The sequence below is a fragment of the Mesorhizobium shonense genome (assembly GCF_040545255.1).
Taxonomy (GTDB): Bacteria; Pseudomonadota; Alphaproteobacteria; order Rhizobiales; family Rhizobiaceae; genus Mesorhizobium; species Mesorhizobium shonense.
On sequence record NZ_JBEPLM010000007.1, the window covers coordinates 76,782 to 93,767 of the forward strand.

General features: G+C 60.2%; 11 protein-coding genes and 5 pseudogenes. 11 read left to right on the forward strand and 5 right to left on the reverse strand.

What is annotated here, in order from left to right:
- Window positions 1-198 precede the first annotated feature (198 nt).
- A complete protein-coding gene (locus ABID26_RS18960; RefSeq protein WP_354416042.1) occupies window positions 199-1,479 on the forward strand; it encodes an O-antigen ligase family protein in 1,281 nt (426 codons plus the stop codon).
- Window positions 1,476-2,432 carry a glycosyltransferase family 2 protein gene (locus ABID26_RS18965; protein WP_292301935.1) on the forward strand — a complete coding sequence of 319 codons (957 nt, stop codon included), beginning with the start codon at window positions 1,476-1,478 and terminating at the stop codon, window positions 2,430-2,432. The genes ABID26_RS18960 and ABID26_RS18965 overlap by 4 nt, the downstream gene beginning before the upstream one ends.
- Window positions 2,433-2,847: 415 nt before the next feature.
- Here ABID26_RS18965 and ABID26_RS18970 read toward each other — a convergent pair whose 3' ends face one another.
- On the reverse strand, window positions 2,848-4,023 hold the full coding sequence (locus ABID26_RS18970) for an IS91 family transposase (RefSeq protein ID WP_292374057.1): 1,176 nt from the start codon (window positions 4,021-4,023) through the stop codon (window positions 2,848-2,850).
- 13 nt (window positions 4,024-4,036) lie between these two features.
- A pseudogene (locus ABID26_RS18975) lies at window positions 4,037-4,898 on the reverse strand (tyrosine-type recombinase/integrase).
- 886 nt (window positions 4,899-5,784) lie between these two features.
- On the opposite strand from ABID26_RS18975, the gene ABID26_RS18980 reads away from it, so the two are divergent.
- Window positions 5,785-6,936 carry a glycosyltransferase gene (locus ABID26_RS18980; RefSeq protein WP_292374059.1) on the forward strand — a complete coding sequence of 384 codons (1,152 nt, stop codon included), beginning with the start codon at window positions 5,785-5,787 and terminating at the stop codon, window positions 6,934-6,936.
- A gap of 545 nt (window positions 6,937-7,481) precedes the next feature.
- Here ABID26_RS18980 and ABID26_RS18985 read toward each other — a convergent pair.
- Entirely contained in the window at window positions 7,482-8,849 is a 1,368-nt protein-coding gene (locus ABID26_RS18985) for an exopolysaccharide biosynthesis polyprenyl glycosylphosphotransferase (RefSeq protein ID WP_292374061.1), read from the reverse strand.
- A 381-nt stretch (window positions 8,850-9,230) separates the two neighbouring features.
- On the opposite strand from ABID26_RS18985, the gene ABID26_RS18990 reads away from it, so the two are divergent.
- From ABID26_RS18990 to ABID26_RS19025, 8 genes and pseudogenes are all read left to right on the forward strand, one after another.
- Window positions 9,231-9,998 (forward strand): Crp/Fnr family transcriptional regulator, encoded by a 768-nt coding sequence (locus ABID26_RS18990; protein WP_292374062.1) that lies wholly within the window; start codon window positions 9,231-9,233, stop codon window positions 9,996-9,998.
- Window positions 9,999-10,181: 183 nt separating this feature from the next.
- Window positions 10,182-11,071: pseudogene (locus ABID26_RS18995) on the forward strand (DUF1403 family protein).
- 2 nt (window positions 11,072-11,073) lie between these two features.
- A pseudogene (gene scpB, locus ABID26_RS19000) lies at window positions 11,074-11,576 on the forward strand (SMC-Scp complex subunit ScpB); the annotation flags it as partial.
- 140 nt (window positions 11,577-11,716) lie between these two features.
- Window positions 11,717-11,872 carry a DUF4236 domain-containing protein gene (locus ABID26_RS19005; RefSeq protein WP_292374064.1) on the forward strand — a complete coding sequence of 52 codons (156 nt, stop codon included), beginning with the start codon at window positions 11,717-11,719 and terminating at the stop codon, window positions 11,870-11,872.
- Between the two features lie 680 nt (window positions 11,873-12,552).
- Window positions 12,553-13,092, forward strand: a pseudogene (locus ABID26_RS19010) (ATP-binding cassette domain-containing protein); the annotation flags it as partial.
- Window positions 13,093-13,233: 141 nt separating this feature from the next.
- A complete protein-coding gene (locus ABID26_RS19015) occupies window positions 13,234-14,511 on the forward strand; it encodes an HlyD family type I secretion periplasmic adaptor subunit (RefSeq protein ID WP_292374066.1) in 1,278 nt (425 codons plus the stop codon).
- A 1-nt stretch (window position 14,512) separates the two neighbouring features.
- Window positions 14,513-15,238 carry a tetratricopeptide repeat protein gene (locus tag ABID26_RS19020; protein WP_292374068.1) on the forward strand — a complete coding sequence of 242 codons (726 nt, stop codon included), beginning with the start codon at window positions 14,513-14,515 and terminating at the stop codon, window positions 15,236-15,238.
- On the forward strand, window positions 15,172-15,888 hold the full coding sequence (locus ABID26_RS19025; RefSeq protein WP_354416043.1) for a tetratricopeptide repeat protein: 717 nt from the start codon (window positions 15,172-15,174) through the stop codon (window positions 15,886-15,888). Before ABID26_RS19020 ends, ABID26_RS19025 begins: the two co-directional genes overlap by 67 nt.
- Here ABID26_RS19025 and ABID26_RS19030 read toward each other — a convergent pair.
- Window positions 15,885-16,200: pseudogene (locus ABID26_RS19030) on the reverse strand (transposase); the annotation flags it as partial. The gene ABID26_RS19025 and the pseudogene ABID26_RS19030 overlap by 4 nt on opposite strands.
- A gap of 375 nt (window positions 16,201-16,575) precedes the next feature.
- Window positions 16,576-16,767 carry a hypothetical protein gene (locus ABID26_RS19035; protein ID WP_292374072.1) on the reverse strand — a complete coding sequence of 64 codons (192 nt, stop codon included), beginning with the start codon at window positions 16,765-16,767 and terminating at the stop codon, window positions 16,576-16,578.
- Window positions 16,768-16,986: the final 219 nt, after the last annotated feature.

Below are 16,986 nucleotides of genomic sequence, written 5' to 3' on the forward strand. Positions count from 1 at the left end.
GAAACATGGTGCCAGGCTTCCCATCCAGTACGGCATCGCGGTTCCCATTACTCGTGAGACGGCGGGCGGAACGATGACGCCATGGGCTCGAGCAAGGCGATGTCTTTCTCAGCCCGCTGGCATTGATACATCCACAAAGTTCTGTCGCCGGGAAAGAGAACACGCTAAAACAAATGTCGCGCCGCGAAGAGGCTTGTGATGCGTTATCTCCTCACATTCGCGATACTGAGCCTCTTCCTGCCAATCAGGCTCGAGACGAGTCTTGTTTTGCTGCGTCCGTTCGAGCTGCTCGTATTGCTAGCGCTCATCACAGGCTTGGCGACGGGGCGTTGGCGAAATTTGGCATTTTCAGCCGGTTTCTTGCTGCTCCTGTCCTTCTTGGGCTGGGACATCGTCTCGGCCTTCAGCGTAGACAGAGAGAACGGATTGCGCGAGCTGCTACAGATGTCCGCTGTGGGCGCCTTTGCGTTCGCCCTCGCACAGGAGGCCAGACGGCTCGAGACGGACAAGGCCGTCAACATCTTGCTTATCGGCATGGCGATGATCCTCGCCTATACGATCGCCTGGCATGTGGCTCATGGCTATTTGATCGGTTGGAAGCATCTTTACGATCCAAGGCTCGCGTTCACCTTTGTTCCAATTGCGCTCGCGGGACTGCTGATCTTCGTCAACCGGGTCAAGCGGCTTACCCTCTGGATTGTATGGACAGGGATACTTCCCCTGCTCGTGCTATCTGGCGAACGCAAGGCGCTTTTGATCTATCTCTTTCTGACCACTGCGCTTCTGGCGCGGGGACGGCTCGCTGCCATGGTACCGGCGATCGCCGCCGGCTTCATGGGTCTTTTCGTGCTGTCGACCATGGTGGATAACGCCTATGTTGAAAAGCAATCGCAGACCATCCTCCATCCGCTGAGGATGGGACAATACCAATATCTGGTCGCGACGGGGAAATATGCCCCTGGAGATACGCCGAGCAATGTCCAGCGCGCGTTTGCCTTCACTTTGTCCAGACAGCTCATTTCCGAACATCCACTACTGGGCGTGGGCACGAATCAATTTAAGAATATTGTCGATACGGAGTTCAGCAATCTTCCTGACGAGTTGCGGCTGGAAATACATGGCGAATTTCAACGCATTCTCACCGAGAACGGCATCATTGGGCTCTGCCTTTACATTCTGATATGGCTCGCCGCATGGATTCGGCTAGCCCGTGTTGTAAACTTGGCACTTCATCACGGATTGATCGGAGCGGCCCAGGCACGGCTTCTGCCCCTCGTGCTCCTTGTTCCCTGCGCCGTTTATGTTGGAACTGAAGCCTCCGGCACACGCGCCTTCGTCACGCTGATCCTTGTCTCGCTACTGCCGGAATTGACGCGGCACGGGCTTTGCCTATCATTGCACAAGGCACTGGGGAGGCACCCCACGAGCATGAGGCATCCCCGATTTGAGGGGCGCCCCTTGCCAGGAAGCGCGAGATGAGCGTTTCGGTTATCCTGACATGCCACAATGAAGAACACTTCATTGTGCAGGCAGTGGAAAGCGTGATCAATCAGACCGCCTCGAGCCACGTCAAAGAGATCATCATTGTCAATGATGGGTCGACGGACCGCTCAAGGGAAGTAATTGCGTCGCTGGCTGATCGCGAGCCGCGCATACATGTCCTGACGACGGCGGGTATCGGGCCTTCATCAGCAAGGAACCTTGCCATCAAACATGCTACCGGTGATTTTGTTGCAATTCTCGACGGCGATGACTTCTGGGCCGAGGACAAGCTTGAACGTCAATTGGACGTCTTTGGCAATGGCTGCAAGGCAGGCCTCGTTTATGGTGATTTAGTCGACTTTTCCGCTCCAGATCTTTCCGATGCTCTACACGTCGCCGTTGGCCGCTATCGCGCGGATCAAAGCGATACGCTGCCGAAATATTTTCTGCTTGATGGGCCGATTGTACCTTCCAGTATCGTTATGCGGCGGGAGGTCGTCGAAGATATCGGGTTGTTCAACGAGACGCTCAGGGTTGGAGAGGATACGGAGTTTTGCATGCGCGTAGCTGAGCGCTGGACATTTCAGCATGTGGCCGGAGCACTCGTCTATAAACGGCGCCATGGCTCGAACACAACCCGCAGGCTCGATGCGCTTCTGCCTGCAGCCGAACACCTCACGCGAGAATGGGTCAGGCGACGGCCGGAGCTCGCGCACCTCGCGCGCCGGCGCAACGCGCGCTTGTATGCAAAAGCTGGCAATGATTGTGTGGCTCAAGGCGAGAAGAAGCGCGGAGCGCGCCTACTCATTCGCGCGATGCGGCACGATCCATGGTCCTGGCGGGTGTACATTTACATTTTTCTTTGCGCCCTGCCGAGGGCCATGGAACCGCAGGTGCGCCGCGCAGCCAAGCTATTGTTCTACCGCGCCATGCGCAAAAGGCCTTGCTGACCCCTCAAGAGCTGGCGGAATGGCGAGAGTTCGAATCATCTCATGCGGCGGTCTGGGAATCTGGAGGCTTCTGTGAGGTCCGCATGCTCGACGGAGCGAGCCGGCTGATTGTCGGACCTCATTGCAAGCCGGATTGAGCGAAGCTGCGGGTCGGTCTGGCGCTATGGGGATTGTAGCCTGGAGGAGCGGTGGGGATTGTCTTTGCCGGGTCGATGAAGAGCGTTCGCGGTTCGACCACAGGGATGGACGGCATGGCGGAAGGCAAAACCGTGATGGCGTGGGTCGTCAGACAGGCAGCAGTGGCCTCTATCGCCGGGTTGGCTGCTTGTGGCTTGGTGCGGTGGGACAAAGGTCTGGGTGCCGGCGCGCATGGCGACGGGTGCCGAACAAGATGATGTGGACGCACCCGGCGTGATCATGAGGTGTCATTCCAGAAGGGGTTCGGCGGCGCCTGGCCGCATCGCCAGGTGGCGAGCGTGACCATCGCCCCTCCGCAGCATGGGCAGCGATGCGTCAACGTCAGGCGCTCGGCGGCGACAGCGGCGCTTTCGGCACTCGGTTCGCGATTGCTCTGCTGGCTGGCCAGCAGTCGGCGGCACAGGCCGAGCTTGGCGGCGCGATGACCGTTGGCGAGGAAGCCGTAATGACGGATGCGATGGAAGCCGTCGGGCAGCGTGTGCAGGAGGAAGCGGCGGATGAACTCATGGGCATCGAGCGTCATGACCTTCGTCCTGGCGCCATGACGATAATCTCGCCAGCGGAACGCGACGCGATCGTCGACCATGCTGACCAGGCGGGAATTGGCGACGGCGACGCGGTGGGTGTAGCGGCCGAGATGAGCCAGCACCTGTTGCGGCCCGCCGAAGGGCGGCTTGGCATAGACGACCGATTCGAGGCGACGGACTTCGGCGAGCAAGCGGGCGAAGGCATCGGGCTTTGCCAGGTGGGCGAGATCGCCGAAGAAGCCCAGCCAACCCGCATCATGGCCCACTCGCAGTTCCTCCAGGAAGCGGCGTCGAAACAGGCGCGACAGCACGCGCACGGGTAAAAAGAATCCCGGCCTGCACGAGATCCAGCGTGTGCCGTCGGGCGAGACACCACCGCCCGGCACGATGCAATGCAGGCGGGGATGGTAGGTGAGCGTCTGACCCCAGCTGTGCAGCACTGCGATGAGGCCGATCTCAGCGCCCAGATGTCTGGGATCGGCGGCGATCGTGCGCAGCGTCTCGGCCGCCGCCTTGAACAGGATCGTGTAGAGCACCGTCTTGTTGTGGAAGGCGATCGCGGCGACCTCGACCGGCAGCGTGAACACCACGTGGAAGTAGGCGACCGGCAGAAGCTCGTCCTGTCGCGCGGCGAGCCAGTCCCGGCAGGCCTGGCCTTGGCACTTGGGGCAATGCCGGTTGCGGCAGGAATTGTAGGCCACGCGGATCGCCCCGCAGGAGCGGCAGCCCTCGACATGACCGCCCAGTGCGGCGGTCCGGCATAGCTCGATCGCGCTCATCGTGCGGCGCTCGACGCGCCCGAGAGCCTGTCGATACGCCTCGCCATGGCGGCGGAAGATATCCGCCACCTCCTGTCTCGCCGGCATGGGCGGGACCGGATCAGACCGGCGGCACGACCTCGACGTTCAACCGGTCGAGCGGGCTCGTCGTGCGCCGGATTAGGCCGTTCGAGACCCTGGTGTAGCGCGCCGTACTCGACAGGTTGTTGTGGCCGAGCAGAACCTGGATGATGCGGATGTCGGTGCCGTTCTCCAGAAGATGCGTGGCGAAGCTGTGCCTGAGCGTGTGGACAGTCACCCGCTTGTCGATGCCGGCGGCCGCACGCGCCGAGCGACAGGCCGAATACAACACCTGCACATCGATAGGACGATCGGCGCCGCGCCCGGGAAACAACCAGTCCTGCGGCTTCGCCAGCCGCCAGTAAATCCGCAGGATGCGCAGAAGCTGCGCCGACAGCATCACGGTGCGGTCCTGGCCGCCCTTGCCGTGCTCGACCCGAATGACACCGCGTCCGCTGTCGATGTCGCCGACCTTTAGGCCGACAGTCTCCGAGGCGCGAAGGCCAGCAGCGTAGGCTGTCGTCAGGGCCGTGCGCGTCTTCAGGCTCGGCACAGCCTCCAGGAACCTGACTACCTCGTCGGCGCTCAACACCACTGGCAGCGTGCGTGGTAAGCGGGCGTAGGCAATGCGCTCCGGGATCTCGGCACGGCCCAACGTCACGCCCGTAGAAGAACCGTAGCGCGCACACCGTCTGGTTCAGCGCCGGCCACTAAATCCCCGTTGAGACCAGATGCACCTGGAAGGCGCGCACGTCCTCAAGGCTAAGCCGGTCAGGGGAGCGGCAAAAGGAGCGCGAAAACTTCGCCACCGCATGCACGTAGGGTCGCTGGGTGGCCGGCGACAGATTGCGGATCGTCATGTCCTCGATCATGCGCCGGCGAAGAGGGCTCAACTCGACCATCTCATTGCTCCTGTTCTCGAGATTGCGCTTCAACAGCCGCAATCCTTCAAAACAGAAGCGTCACCCGCAAACCGATCCGCCAAATGCCGCGTTAGCGGCTTCGTTCAATCCTTCAATACCAATTATTCTGTACCCGCGTCGGAAGGACTATAACACAGGCGAAATCCGAGCTCCCTGATACGCAAACGGCTGACTATCCGGTGGGGCGTGGTCAACCCGCACTGATCGATTTCTCTTGCAGTCTCGTGGCATGCCGATGTCCTGACGGCAAGCGGCATCTCGCTCATAAAGAGGCGACCGAACTGGCCGAGGATCACCAAGGAACGGCTTTTCGGAACTGCGAATCTCAGCGCACGAAACGTTGTCAGCTTTCGCGATCACATTTCTCGCCTGGCAAGTGACCCCTCAGTGCTCATGATTGGCGCCGCGACCAGGGGTGCGGGACCGAGAGCCTTTATGAGACCGAGGCCGTTCGACGGATTGCGTTCGCCATCTACCCGTCCGTTCATGGTCGAGACCACTGCACATGCTCAAGGCCGGGCGGAAGGGACGTCTGGGCCGTCGCCTCGGACGACCGCGGGCATCGCGGCGGCAGTCGCCTGGCTTGGCCTGGAACTTCCGGGAAAGCGTGACCCTGGCCCGCTCCATACGCCTGCAGCAAGGCTGGCGCCGGCAAGTCCGTCGCTCTCGGCCCGGCTGCACAGACGACGTCTTCTATGGCTGGTTCAGACATCAGAAAATGGAAATCGTGGACTTCAATGCCCTCTCCCGATAGGATGGCAAACTGTTCGTGATGTCCCTGAACGCCTGTTCGCGATGTCTCCGGAGGCTGACCCGAGAAGCATCTTGGCTTCGCCATAGCCGAAGCGTGAAGGTAGGCTTGTGGATGCGGCTTCTTTATATACATTCTGCACAAGTCCCGTCGCTGGCCGCCAATGCGGTACAAGTCGCAAAGATGTGTCATGCATTTCGGGTTGCAGGTGCGGAGGTCCTCCTGGCCGTTCCACGCGCCTCCATGAATAGAAAAGATCATTATGAAAAGATCGCGCGCGAATACGGATTGGACACCGAGTTCCCATTCCGCGTTCTCCCAGTGCCCTTTTGGCCTGTGCCCGGAAGGGAGCTTTTTTTTGCGACGTTGGCGCTTTTTGCTGCGGTCTGGCTGCAGCCGCATGTCATCTTTACACGCTCGGCTACCGTAGCGCTTGTTTCTGCGGGACTCTTCAGGTTCGCGACCGTTTTTGAACTTCACGATCCGATTGGCAGCTTGAGCGGCCGTCAGCGCCAGCGCCTTTTCAAACTGATAGGCCTAGTGGCATTCCGCATGCTGGTCGTCACAACGCAACGTCTGCGGGACAACAGCATCTGCCTTTTTCCTCAACATGCGGGAAAATTTTTCATCGCGCCCAACGGAGCGGATCCGGTTCCACCGAATGCGGAGAAATGCAGCCTCACCGGCACGTTCAAGGTTGGCTATGTCGGGCATCTGTATAAGGGAAAGGGCATGGAGATAATACGCGCTATTGCGCCTCGATGCGGCTGGGCGACCTTTCATATCGTCGGGGGAACACCTGACGACATAGGAAATTGGACATCGAAGCTAGCCCAATGCCCGAACATCGTGTTTCACGGCCATGTCCCCCACGCCGCGACATATGCCTACTTGGCTGAAATGGATGTTGTAATCGCGCCCTATCTCAGAGATGTGCAGGGCCAAGGCGGCGGTAGCAATATCGCTGAGGGAATGTCGCCGCTTAAGCTCTTCGAATATATGGCGCATGGTAAACCCATAGTATCCTCTGACCTGCCAGCTATCCGTGAAGTCTTGAGCGATAGCGTCAACGGCGTCCTCGTGTCGCCAGACAACCCGTCCGACTGGGTCAAAGCCCTTCAGCGCCTGCGCAAAGGCAAGGTGTTTCGGGATCAGCTTGGCCGACAGGCGAAGGCGGACTTTCTGGCCAAGTACAGCCGCATCGCACGCGCAACCAACATCCTAAAGGAAATCGAGAACCGGGTGCCGTCAAGCAAAAGCTCATAGGGCTGCGCAGTTTCTCTTATTGAAGGCGGAGCGCCGTCAGCAGGCCCTTCCCCGAGGTCAGGACAAAAGGGTTCCCTGCGTCGGCCTTGCGCGCGCATCGTTGCCCAGCGGGCAGAAAAAGTCGGGGCAAGAGCAGGCCATTAGTCGATCCCGAGGCGAAGCAACCACCAAAATCGACGCCCAGACCGATGGACTATGCCGGCCGATCGCGTTCCCGCTGGCCGACGGCGGGGTTGCCGACTGCACGGCGGAGGCAATCCCTCTCGGGTGGGTGCCGGGCGACGCCGATCCTGTACGCCAACAAGGGTCATGACAACGACGCCATTCGCCGGCAGCGTCGGGGTCTTGGGCACCTTCGCCAACAATTCCACTGAAGGGCGGACTGGAAATGGAACGGCAAAGATCATAGAGATCCGGCGACTGGACCGGCGCGAATCTCGACATACTCATTCGCCGTCGGAATCGCTCCCACCATCGAAAATAATACTGTGCGTACAATCGAAAGGATGGACTACAAATATCCATGGCTAAGAAGCTGCTATAGATCAATAAACATCGTGATCAGAAAGCATCAGTAAAGCGGTTGTCCAAACTATCTTAAGATCGAGGCGCACGCTCCAGGACTTTATGTACCACAGGTCATGCTCAACGCGCTTTTCCATCCTCCACAGCTCCCTCGTTTCCCCTCGAAAGCCATTGATCTGAGCCCAGCCTGTCAAACCGGGTTTCACACGATGGCGATAAGCATAGCTCGCAATAATCTTGCTATAGGAATCGTCATGGGCGACGGCGTGGGGTCGCGGCCCCACCAGCGACATTTCCCCCCGAAGCACATTGAACAACTGCGGCAGCTCGTCGATGTTTGAGCGGCGCAATACTCGGCCAAGTCGGGTAACCCGCCCATCATTACGCTGAGCTTGGCGAATTTCCGCACCGTTCTCCTGCACGGTCATGGATCGGAACTTGTAAATATTGAACCGCTTGCCACAAAAACCCCGCCGCGTCTGCAGGAATAGCACTGGGCGACCGCTCTCGATCGCTATGGCACATGCGACTATGGCCATCAACGGAAATAGGAACAGCAGAAGGAGTGATGCAAAGGCAACGTCGAACAACCGCTTCAGCAGGCGTTCGCCAGGCGTCAAAGGCGCGCGCTGGACTTCGAAGGCTCGCTGCCAGCCGGTGTGGAGCGGGGATCCGGCCAGAATCTTATCTGTGTAGGCATCGGCGAAAAGGTAGATCGGCAGCGGGAGGCGGGATGTTTCGTCCAGGATGCGTTCGATCAACGTCTGCTGGTCCCAAGAGCAAAAGAGATAAACTGCCTCATACTGGCCATTACGGAACGCAGCCTGTGCGGCCGCGACGGCGGCACGCACCGATGGCGCTGCGATGGTGCCGTCCCGGTTCTCAATGTTCGAAACACCGCAAACCGCGATGCCCTGTTGCCCGAGCTTGCCGATTATTCCCTGTTCTATTCCAGGAACGCCAACATAAAACAGATAAGCTGTGCGCAAGACGAGCCTCTCAGCGGTCAGAAGCCGTTTGAGCGCACGCGCTAAAACAATGTGGCCAGGCAGCAGGATTGGGAATCCGACCGCAAACGCCAGGGTCAAGGAGCCGCGCGAGAATGTCGATGTAGTCTTCGTGAGAAAAGCGAGCCAGAGAATTGAAAAGAAAACGAACAGCCACCCGGTGGAGAGTGTTTTGATCATGCGGTGATCGTCCAGGATGCCACTAACCGTGTAGGCGCCTCTGGCGGCAATGAACGCGACAAGCAGTATGCCGGCGGTAACGCTTAGATAAATCGTCTCCCAAATATCTGGCAGGTTCACACCGAGGTGCCTATGATAGACCTCATTTGAGGCAAGAAGGACCGTCTCTCCAAGGAGGAAATCGGCAGTTGCAAGAAACACGAAAACTGCTCCCACAGGGAGCCGGAGCGGTTGCGTGCTCCGGTTCAAGAACGCACGCGACGCCTGGGTTGGTGCATGCCGCATCGAGACGGATCCCGGATCTTGTTGTGTCCGCACCCATTCTTGGGTGATGGCACACATGCCATCCCACAAGGATTGTCCCCGCCGGCTTCCAATCGATCAAATTTGATTAAAACGCCCTCAGAGGCATGTCGCTGTTACCCCGGGCACAGCGGGGTGACTATTTTCCGATATGCTAATCTGCTAATGTTGTTGGCTTGCGCGATTGCGCGAGAACGGCTTGGAATTCGGACTCGTTCTAAGAGCTGACAAAGGCAACGCTTTAGGGACCGGGGCGCTTACCCTCTAGGGGCAGGAGCCATGGCAGTGAATAGTAATGAGTTTCGGTTCAGACAGCTCTGTGAAATATGTCTATTTCGGCAATTTGGGCAAGACATTCTTGGCGAATTGGCCAAAGTGGCTATCGTTCGAAGGATTCCCAAGGACAAAGTTTTAACTCACCTTGGCGATATACCGCGTTATGTTTACTACATAATCCAAGGAAAAATTCGACTTAGCGCTCCGCTTCCGGACGGTCGGGAATTCATCTTTTCAGATCTTGGCCCGGGTAACACTTTCGACCTGACTAGATTGTTCAGCAGGCGCCCGAGCAACATGAACGCTGCTTCAATTGTTGACAGCGACTTGCTCCAAATCGAAGTAGCCTTCATGGCTAGGATCTTCGACAAACACCCCGATCTCGCACTAAAGGTGATTCCGCATTTGTGCGAAGCAACGCACGAAGCGCAAGAGCGGGTGATCCACACTGCGGCCAGTGCCTTATCCACTCGACTGGCGACCACGCTCTTGCGATTGACAGAGAGCCCGCGCGGAATGACTTCAATGGATAGAATTGATATTTCGCAGACCGACCTGGCGGCAATGGTCCCGGCTTCTCGAGCGAAAGTCAATCGTTGCCTTAGAGAATGGGAACGGCGCTATTTGACCCAATACGACCACGGCTCGTTGACGATCCTCAATCGCGCCGGTTTAGCGGCTGTTGCTCTTGGCGAGGCCGCCTTTGATCGTCCAATGATACATATCGCACATGAGCGGGCGTCTCCATGGCATGGTGCTGGGAGACACTGAACGGGTCGGCCCGCACCCTTGGCAAAGTCTTTCTCTCAGCGTTGTAGGTCGCCGCACCGGACACCAAAGTGAGCGCAAAACAGCAAGCTTTGCAGAGTCGGGGCCGCCATCCGGCTTCGCTTGCGTGTCCCCGCAACCTTCACTGTCAGTAAGAAGGTACGGATCGGCACTTCCACCTCGATCGTGATTGCCGACTGGGGTGCTGGAACAAGCGACATCGACGCCGCCTTCCAGGCCGGCGCCGCGCTCGCCGCGCTCGATACCCTCGCCCGGGCGCAACCTCCCTGGTCTGGCGCCTGGCGCCAGCGGCTGGCGCTCAAATGCGCCGCCGCCAGCATGCGGCTCGCTGGCCGCGCCGAGGATGCGGTCGCCCTGCGTGATGCCTGGCACCTGCGCCCGGCCGGCGCCGATCCTGGGCCCGCTGGCGCCATCCCTGGCGCCTGGCGGCAGTTGGCCGTGCAGCCGCCCGCCGCCAGCGCTGATTGGCTGGCCAAAACCCTCAAGCAGCTTGGCCTGCGCTGGGACGGTGGGGCGCTCGCCGACCTTTGCACAGCGTCGAAGAACTCGCGGCTTCGCAGCGGCCGGCGCCGTTCGCCGCTCGCGTCGTCGACATGGGGCCTGACTGCGAGCTCTTCGCCTGGTGGCTCGCCGACCTGGTGTTGGCGCAAAGCCTGCGCTGGCCGCGGCCGCTGCCACTGCCACTGCTGATGGCGCAGGACTTTGGCCCATCCTTCCGCGCCGGGGCCGGTGGCGGCAAGCGCATCCGACCCGGGCGAGAAGGATTTGAGCGCGCGGTTTGCCTGGCGCTGGTTCAAGCGGCGGTGGGGGCCTGCCGGCTGGCCGGCGAGCTGTCGCGCCGCACCGAAAGACTCCTGGCGGTGGCGCCAAAACTGCGCGCCAAGGGTGCCGGCGAGGTGATTTTCCTGCTGCTTAATGACGACGCCCTCTCCGGCTCGTTGACGACGAAAAACCTGTCGCGTTTTGCGGCGCGGCGGCTGTTCGACCGGCTGCAACAATTGGATGCCGTGCGCGAGCTCTCCGGCCGTCTCAGCTTCCGGCTGTTTGGGCTGTAGCGATGGCCGAGTCCGCGAGATCCGAACGTCCGAGCGACAGGGATGTCCAGCGAATGCTGGTCGACAGCGAGCTCGATCACTTGCCGCCAGAACTGCGCTGGCGCGAATGGATGGGCCGTGTCGACGGTGATCTTTGCGGCAAGCGAGCCGGTGCCGCGCGAGGTGCTGGCGCGTGTCGTCGGCAAAAGCTCCAAACTCGAGCTGATCAGGACATCCGCGCCGAGCTCGCCGGTCGACCCTACGAGCTGGTGTCCGTCGCCGGCGGGTGGCAGCACCGGACCAAGAAAGCCTTTGGAGACCATCATCCGCTCTGCATTGGCGCCGCCGCAGGTGAGGGGACAAAGAGCTTTCGCAGGCGGAGGCGCTTGTCTTGATGTGCATTGCCTATTTCCAGCCGATCACGCGTGGCGAGCTGTCTTCCTTCTTCGGCAAGGAGGTGACGCGCGACCTGATCGGCGTGCTGCGCGCGCAGGACCTCATCGCCTCGGGGCCGCGCAGTCCGCAAGGCAAGACGACGGATTGAAATCAGGGTGAGGCAGCGCTCTCGCGAAACGGACCTCGCGCCGGCACAGGGATCGAAGTCATGAGTGGGAAAGGATGCTGGTGACCTAAGCGCTCCAGCATTGAGTTGGGGGACTCAAGGGGATGGGAATTTACGTTCGCAAATCGATCAGCGCGGGACCGTTCCGCTTCTACTTCTCCTCGGGCGGGGTTGGCGTCTCCGTTGGCGTGAAGGGCCTTCGGATCGGGACGGGCCCACGAGGCCACTATATCCACGCTGGCGTCGTGGACCTTGCTTGAACGTGCCTCTTTCCTGTTTGCTGCCGCCTGGTCCCGCATGTGCCCCCGAACCGTTCGACGCCCCCGGTGCGAGGGCGGTCGGATCGCCGCGACGTTGGACTGCGACAGCTTGCCAGTCAACGCTCCACCGCGATGCCGGCCCAGCCGCAATGGGCGAAAAGAGCCTGTATGCGGGTAAAGCCCCAAGCAATTGAAATGGCCTAGTCGCCGAGTGCGCTTCGATCGGGGCGATTGCTGATCGAATTTTCAATCTTGGTCCCGTCTAGTGTGTGCGGCCGCTCAGCTAGATCTATGGGATGGCTTCCAACTGCAGGCTACTACGTCATTCTCAAAGAGCGCCATCATCTCTCCTACTTATGCGTCTGATCTTCTGTAGTCGGCCCATCTCGGCCGTTCCGTGGGTGAGCACAGGGTCCTGTCATGACTCGAAGCCGCATTACGATATTGTGACGGTACTTTTCGAGAGGCGGGATTGTAAGCGGCTGGCGTTCTTTGAAGGATCGGAACGCCCGATTCGTCCCGATAGTACGCGAAACCTCAAAAAAATTTTTGTCGAAAATTTCCCCTTAAAATCAACACCATAAGATTTTGGCGGCCTCCTTGGGGGTTCCTCCAGCCGATATCAAGAAAAAATCCAGCGAGATCAATATTTTAGGAGGGTTGAAAACAATTGAGTGGGACTTGGCGTCGCCCTTCAGGACAATTTCCTTTTCCGCGGTTCGATCAGGGACAACATCATCGCCGGGCGCGCCGGCCTGACGCTTTCCGATGCCATGCGTGCCGCTCACCTCGCCGGTGCCGCCGAATTCATCGAACGCATGCCGAACGGCTGCGACACCTATATCGAGGAAGGTTCGCCCAACCTTTCGGGCGGCCAGAGACAGCGCTTGGCGATCGCGCGGGCGCTCATTCACGATCCGACCATCCTGATACTCGACGAAGCGACAAGCGCGCTCGACCCCGAGAGCGAGGCGGTGGTCAGCGCCAATCTGATGCGCATCGCCAGCGGCCGCACTATGATCATCGTGTCGCACCGGCTCGCTTCTCTGACAGAGTGCGACCAAATCCTCGTCATGGATCAGGGCAAGGTTCTCGACGTCGCGCCTCATTTCGTCCTGCTCGAGCGGTGCGACATTTACCGGCAGCTTTGGTTCCAGCAGAATCGCCATCTTGACGGGCGACATGGCCATTTGGCGGCCGTACCGCCTCGGCTGGCTTGAGATCGGCTGGCCATGAGCAGCACCACCTATACCGCCCTTCCTGTCCGCCGGCGCCTGACAGACGCTCGCGATCCGACGGCGCCTGTCATCCTCGAATTCCAGTGGCCGTCGACGGCGGTCGCCAATGCGCCCATTCCGCGCGTGGCGCGCGGTATCGTCTGGATCATCTTCAGTCTGGTCGTCGCGTTGATCATGATTGCGGCTCTGATACCGGTCGACCAGGTTGTCACGACGAGGGGCCTCGTCGTCTCGCAATCGCCCAACATGATCGTCCAGCCGCTGGAGACAGCTATCGTCCGCTCAATCGAGGTGCGCGAAGGGCAGCATGTGAAGGCCGGTCAAGTGCTGGCTCGCCTTGACGCTACTTTCGCCTCGGCTGACCTAACGGCGTTGGCCACCCAGGTCACGACGCTCGAAGCCGAAGTGGCGCGCCTGAAGGCGGAGGCCGATGACAAGCCTTTCAGCTATGACGGACTGGATCCTAGCTGGACACTGCAAGCTTCCATCTTCGAACGCCGCAAGGCTGTCTATGACGCCAAATTGGAAAGCTTCGACCGGCAACGCGACGAGCTTAGTTCCGTGATCTCACGCTCGCAGTCCGATGCCGAGGGCTACCGGCAGCGGCTGGCAGTGGCGGCCTCGATCGAAAAGATGCGCCAGCAACTCGAAGAACGACAAGTCGGAAGCCGTCTCAATACGCTCCTTGCCGAGGACAACTCCGCGGAAATGTCGCGCTCGCTCAGCAACGCCGAACAGACGAATGAGGCCGCCAAGCGCCAGCAGGCAGCAGTTGCGGCCGAGCGTGACGGCTACATTCAAAGCTGGCGTGCCGAGGTATCGCAGAGCCTGTCGGAAGCTAATTCCCGCATGTCCGACGCCCGCGAGTTGCTCAACAAGGCGAAGCTTCGCAAACAGCTGGTGGAGTTGAGGACCGAAGCCGACGCTACTGTCCAGTCGGTGGCCAAGGTCTCGGTCGGCTCGGTCCTGCAGTCCGGAGAGCGGTTGATCACGCTGGTTCCGGCCGACGCCGTGCTTGAGATCGAGACGAACATTGTCGGGCGCAGCAGCGGCTTCGTCCATGTCGGCGATCCCGTAGCCATCAAGTTCGATACCTTCCCCTATTCGCAATATGGCTTGGCTCACGGAACGGTTCGCACGGTCAGCCCGGACTCTTTTTCGGCCGGGGAACAGGCACGCGATCCGAACAGCTCGTTGGCGATGCTGCCGTCAGATGCTGACCAGTTCTATCGCACGCAGATCTCCATCGACGACGTCGCCCTCCATGGCGTGCCCGCGGGCTTCGCGATCAGTCCCGGCATGCCCGTGACGGCGGACGTGAAGGTAGGTCGCCGCACGGTCCTCAAATACATTCTCGGTGCGATACTGCCACTAGGTCAGGAAGCGATGCGGGAGCCGTAGAATGGCGATCCTGGATCGGCTGAGCGGCTTGCACCCTGCACTGGCTCTGCGAAGAGCTGTCCGGCTTAACGCAGGTGGCAAGCCCGCCGAAGCCTTTCACCTCATGGCGATCGCCGCTCGTGCGGGCATTCCAGAGGTCGAGTACCGCGTCGCTCGTTGCTATCTCGAAGGCTTGGGCGTGCCGCCAAGCGGGTCGGAAGGCGCGCGCTGGCTGCGACGGGCCGCCGATCATGGAAGCGCCGATGCGCAGGCGCTTCTCGCCGCGCTTTGCGTCGCTGGACTGGCAGGACACGAAAACAGCGATGGTGGCCACAATTCGGAAACCCTGTTCAAATCGGAATTCGCACGAGACCCCGATTTCGAGACAGCGCTCCAGTTCGCTCGCGAAGCCGCGCAGGCCGGCTCCCCAACCGGGCAGGCAATACTCGGATACATCCTGAGCAGAGGTCCGAAGGCAATGCGCGATCTCGATGCGCGCACGACTGGTATGAGAAATCCGCGGCAGCCGGTTGTCCGGAAGGATGCCTTGGCCTTGCCCTTTCCCTTTCCCGACTGGGAGAGGCGGAGCACAAAACCAGAATTGCCGCAGAGGTACGGCGCGCCGCGGATGCCGGCCTGCCGACCGCGATTTATCTCCTTGCAATCCTCATCGAGCACGGAATGGGCGTACCGGTGGATTTGGAGGCGGCTGCGCGGTTGTATCAGCTTGCAGCGGAAAAGGGCCTAGCCTCGGCTCAGTTTCGGCTGGGACTCGCTCTGATCGGGGGCAGCCTGACGGATCAAGATCCCGTCGCCGGCGAGGCATGGATGCGCCGCGCTGCACTCGCCGGAAATCTCGACGCCGCCTATCGTCTCGGCAAGCGGCATGTGAGGGGTCCTCGACCAGACTATGCGGAAGCCGCGACATGGTATCGGCGAGCTGCAGAGGGTGGTCACCAGCCGGCGGCCCGCGCCTTGGCTTCGCTCTATCTCTCGGTAAATGGAGTGGCCCAGTACCCGGAAGAAGGAACGCGCTGGCTGCGCGCCGCCGCAAACAGCGGCAATCGCGAATCCCAAGTCGACCTCGCCAATCTGGTCCTCGAAGGCGCAGGCGATCCCGATGACAGTCTCAGCATCGCAGGATGGTTCGGGGCGACTGCTTCGTCGGGTGACCTGACCGCGGCCTTCAATCTCGGCCTTTGTTTCGCCGAGGGAGTTGGAGTGCGCAAGGATCAGGAGCGCGCGGCACATTGGATGAGGCGCGCGGCCGAAGGTGTGGCTGAGGCGCTTGGCTTTCGAACCGAAATCCAAGGGTCACGATGCACAGGCCCAATGAGCCGGGTTACAGTCGCGCCGGCGTCTTCGTGCTCGACGACTGGCGCTAGACATGCAGTCTAACGCTTGGTGCCACGCCTAACGGCAGCGATGATTTCATTCGGATCAGCCGTGCAGGTGAAAGGCTTGGGACGCGCATTGGTTTCAGCGACGTACCGGTTGATGGCCTCCTGAAGATCGACCACCGAACGGAAGACGCCGCGCTTGAGCCGCTGGCGGGTCAGCTTGGCGAAGAAGCCTTCAACGGCATTGAGCCACGAGCAGGATGTCGGGACGAAGTGGAAGGTGAAAGCGCTTGTGGCGGTCGAGCCAAGCGCGGACCTTCGAGTGCTTGTGAGCCGCATAGTTGTCGAGGATGACGTGCACGGCTTTATCATGGCGCGATCACGTAAGCCCTTGGCAAGCGATCGGCGATCAGGAATATAATCCTCCCCAGGTGCGGTAACCCCATTCCTCGAGGATCGCCAATGACAGAAGTTCCCATTCACCGAAAACACGCTCGGCAAGTAGCTAGAGGCCGAGCACGGGTCTGTCGGTCGATTGTCTGACATGCAAGCGCAAGGCCACCCTGGATGTTGCCGAACTGCTGCGGCGGTTCGGACCAGACCAGCCATGCTTGCACTGGGATCTTCTCAAATCATCTATTGCCACGAGTGCCGCGCCGCCGGCAGGGATGACCGGAACCTACGGTTCACGAACCATGCGATGACGCCGGAGCAGCGCAAAGGCTGGACGCCTTGCCCTTAAACCCTACTCATCCGCAGCTTTCTCAAGTCCGGTTGTTAGCCCTGCCAAGAGCATGGAAGACAGTTCACGGGACCGCTCGATGAGCCGGCGGTTCTTCTCGATAAGTTCCCGCGTTTCCTTAATGCGGATCAGGCTTTGCCGCTCCCTTTCATCGAGGTGCTTAGCCAGCTTTTTCGTGTCGTCGGTCTGTTGCATAATAATGGCCGCCTTCAAATCGGGACGCGTCCGCCTGCGTTAGAAACCCACGAGGACTGGAAACTGTTCCCTAGTGGCAGGCGCCAGAGCGTGCCGGAGACTTCGGCGGCGTAGGAGAGCGGCGAGGGCAAACGCGCGCCGGCGGCCTTCCTTGTGGCGCATGTCGAATGCCTCTTGTTACGGGAGCGGCCCGGCAGCCTTTGTTGAATTTTCGAGGAC

Excerpts from the sequence above, each read along its gene's own strand:
- ABID26_RS18960 (WP_354416042.1), top strand. The coding sequence starts at position 199 with ATGCGTTATCTCCTCACATTCGCGATACTGAGCCTCTTCCTGCCAATC.
- ABID26_RS18965 (WP_292301935.1), top strand. The coding sequence starts at position 1,476 with ATGAGCGTTTCGGTTATCCTGACATGCCACAATGAAGAACACTTCATT.
- ABID26_RS18970 (WP_292374057.1), bottom strand. The coding sequence starts at position 4,023 with ATGCCGGCGAGACAGGAGGTGGCGGATATCTTCCGCCGCCATGGCGAG.
- ABID26_RS18980 (WP_292374059.1), top strand. The coding sequence starts at position 5,785 with ATGCGGCTTCTTTATATACATTCTGCACAAGTCCCGTCGCTGGCCGCC.
- ABID26_RS18990 (WP_292374062.1), top strand. The coding sequence starts at position 9,231 with ATGGCAGTGAATAGTAATGAGTTTCGGTTCAGACAGCTCTGTGAAATA.
- ABID26_RS19005 (WP_292374064.1), top strand. The coding sequence starts at position 11,717 with ATGGGAATTTACGTTCGCAAATCGATCAGCGCGGGACCGTTCCGCTTC.
- ABID26_RS19020 (WP_292374068.1), top strand. The coding sequence starts at position 14,513 with ATGGCGATCCTGGATCGGCTGAGCGGCTTGCACCCTGCACTGGCTCTG.
- ABID26_RS19025 (WP_354416043.1), top strand. The coding sequence starts at position 15,172 with ATGGGCGTACCGGTGGATTTGGAGGCGGCTGCGCGGTTGTATCAGCTT.
- ABID26_RS19035 (WP_292374072.1), bottom strand. The coding sequence starts at position 16,767 with ATGCAACAGACCGACGACACGAAAAAGCTGGCTAAGCACCTCGATGAA.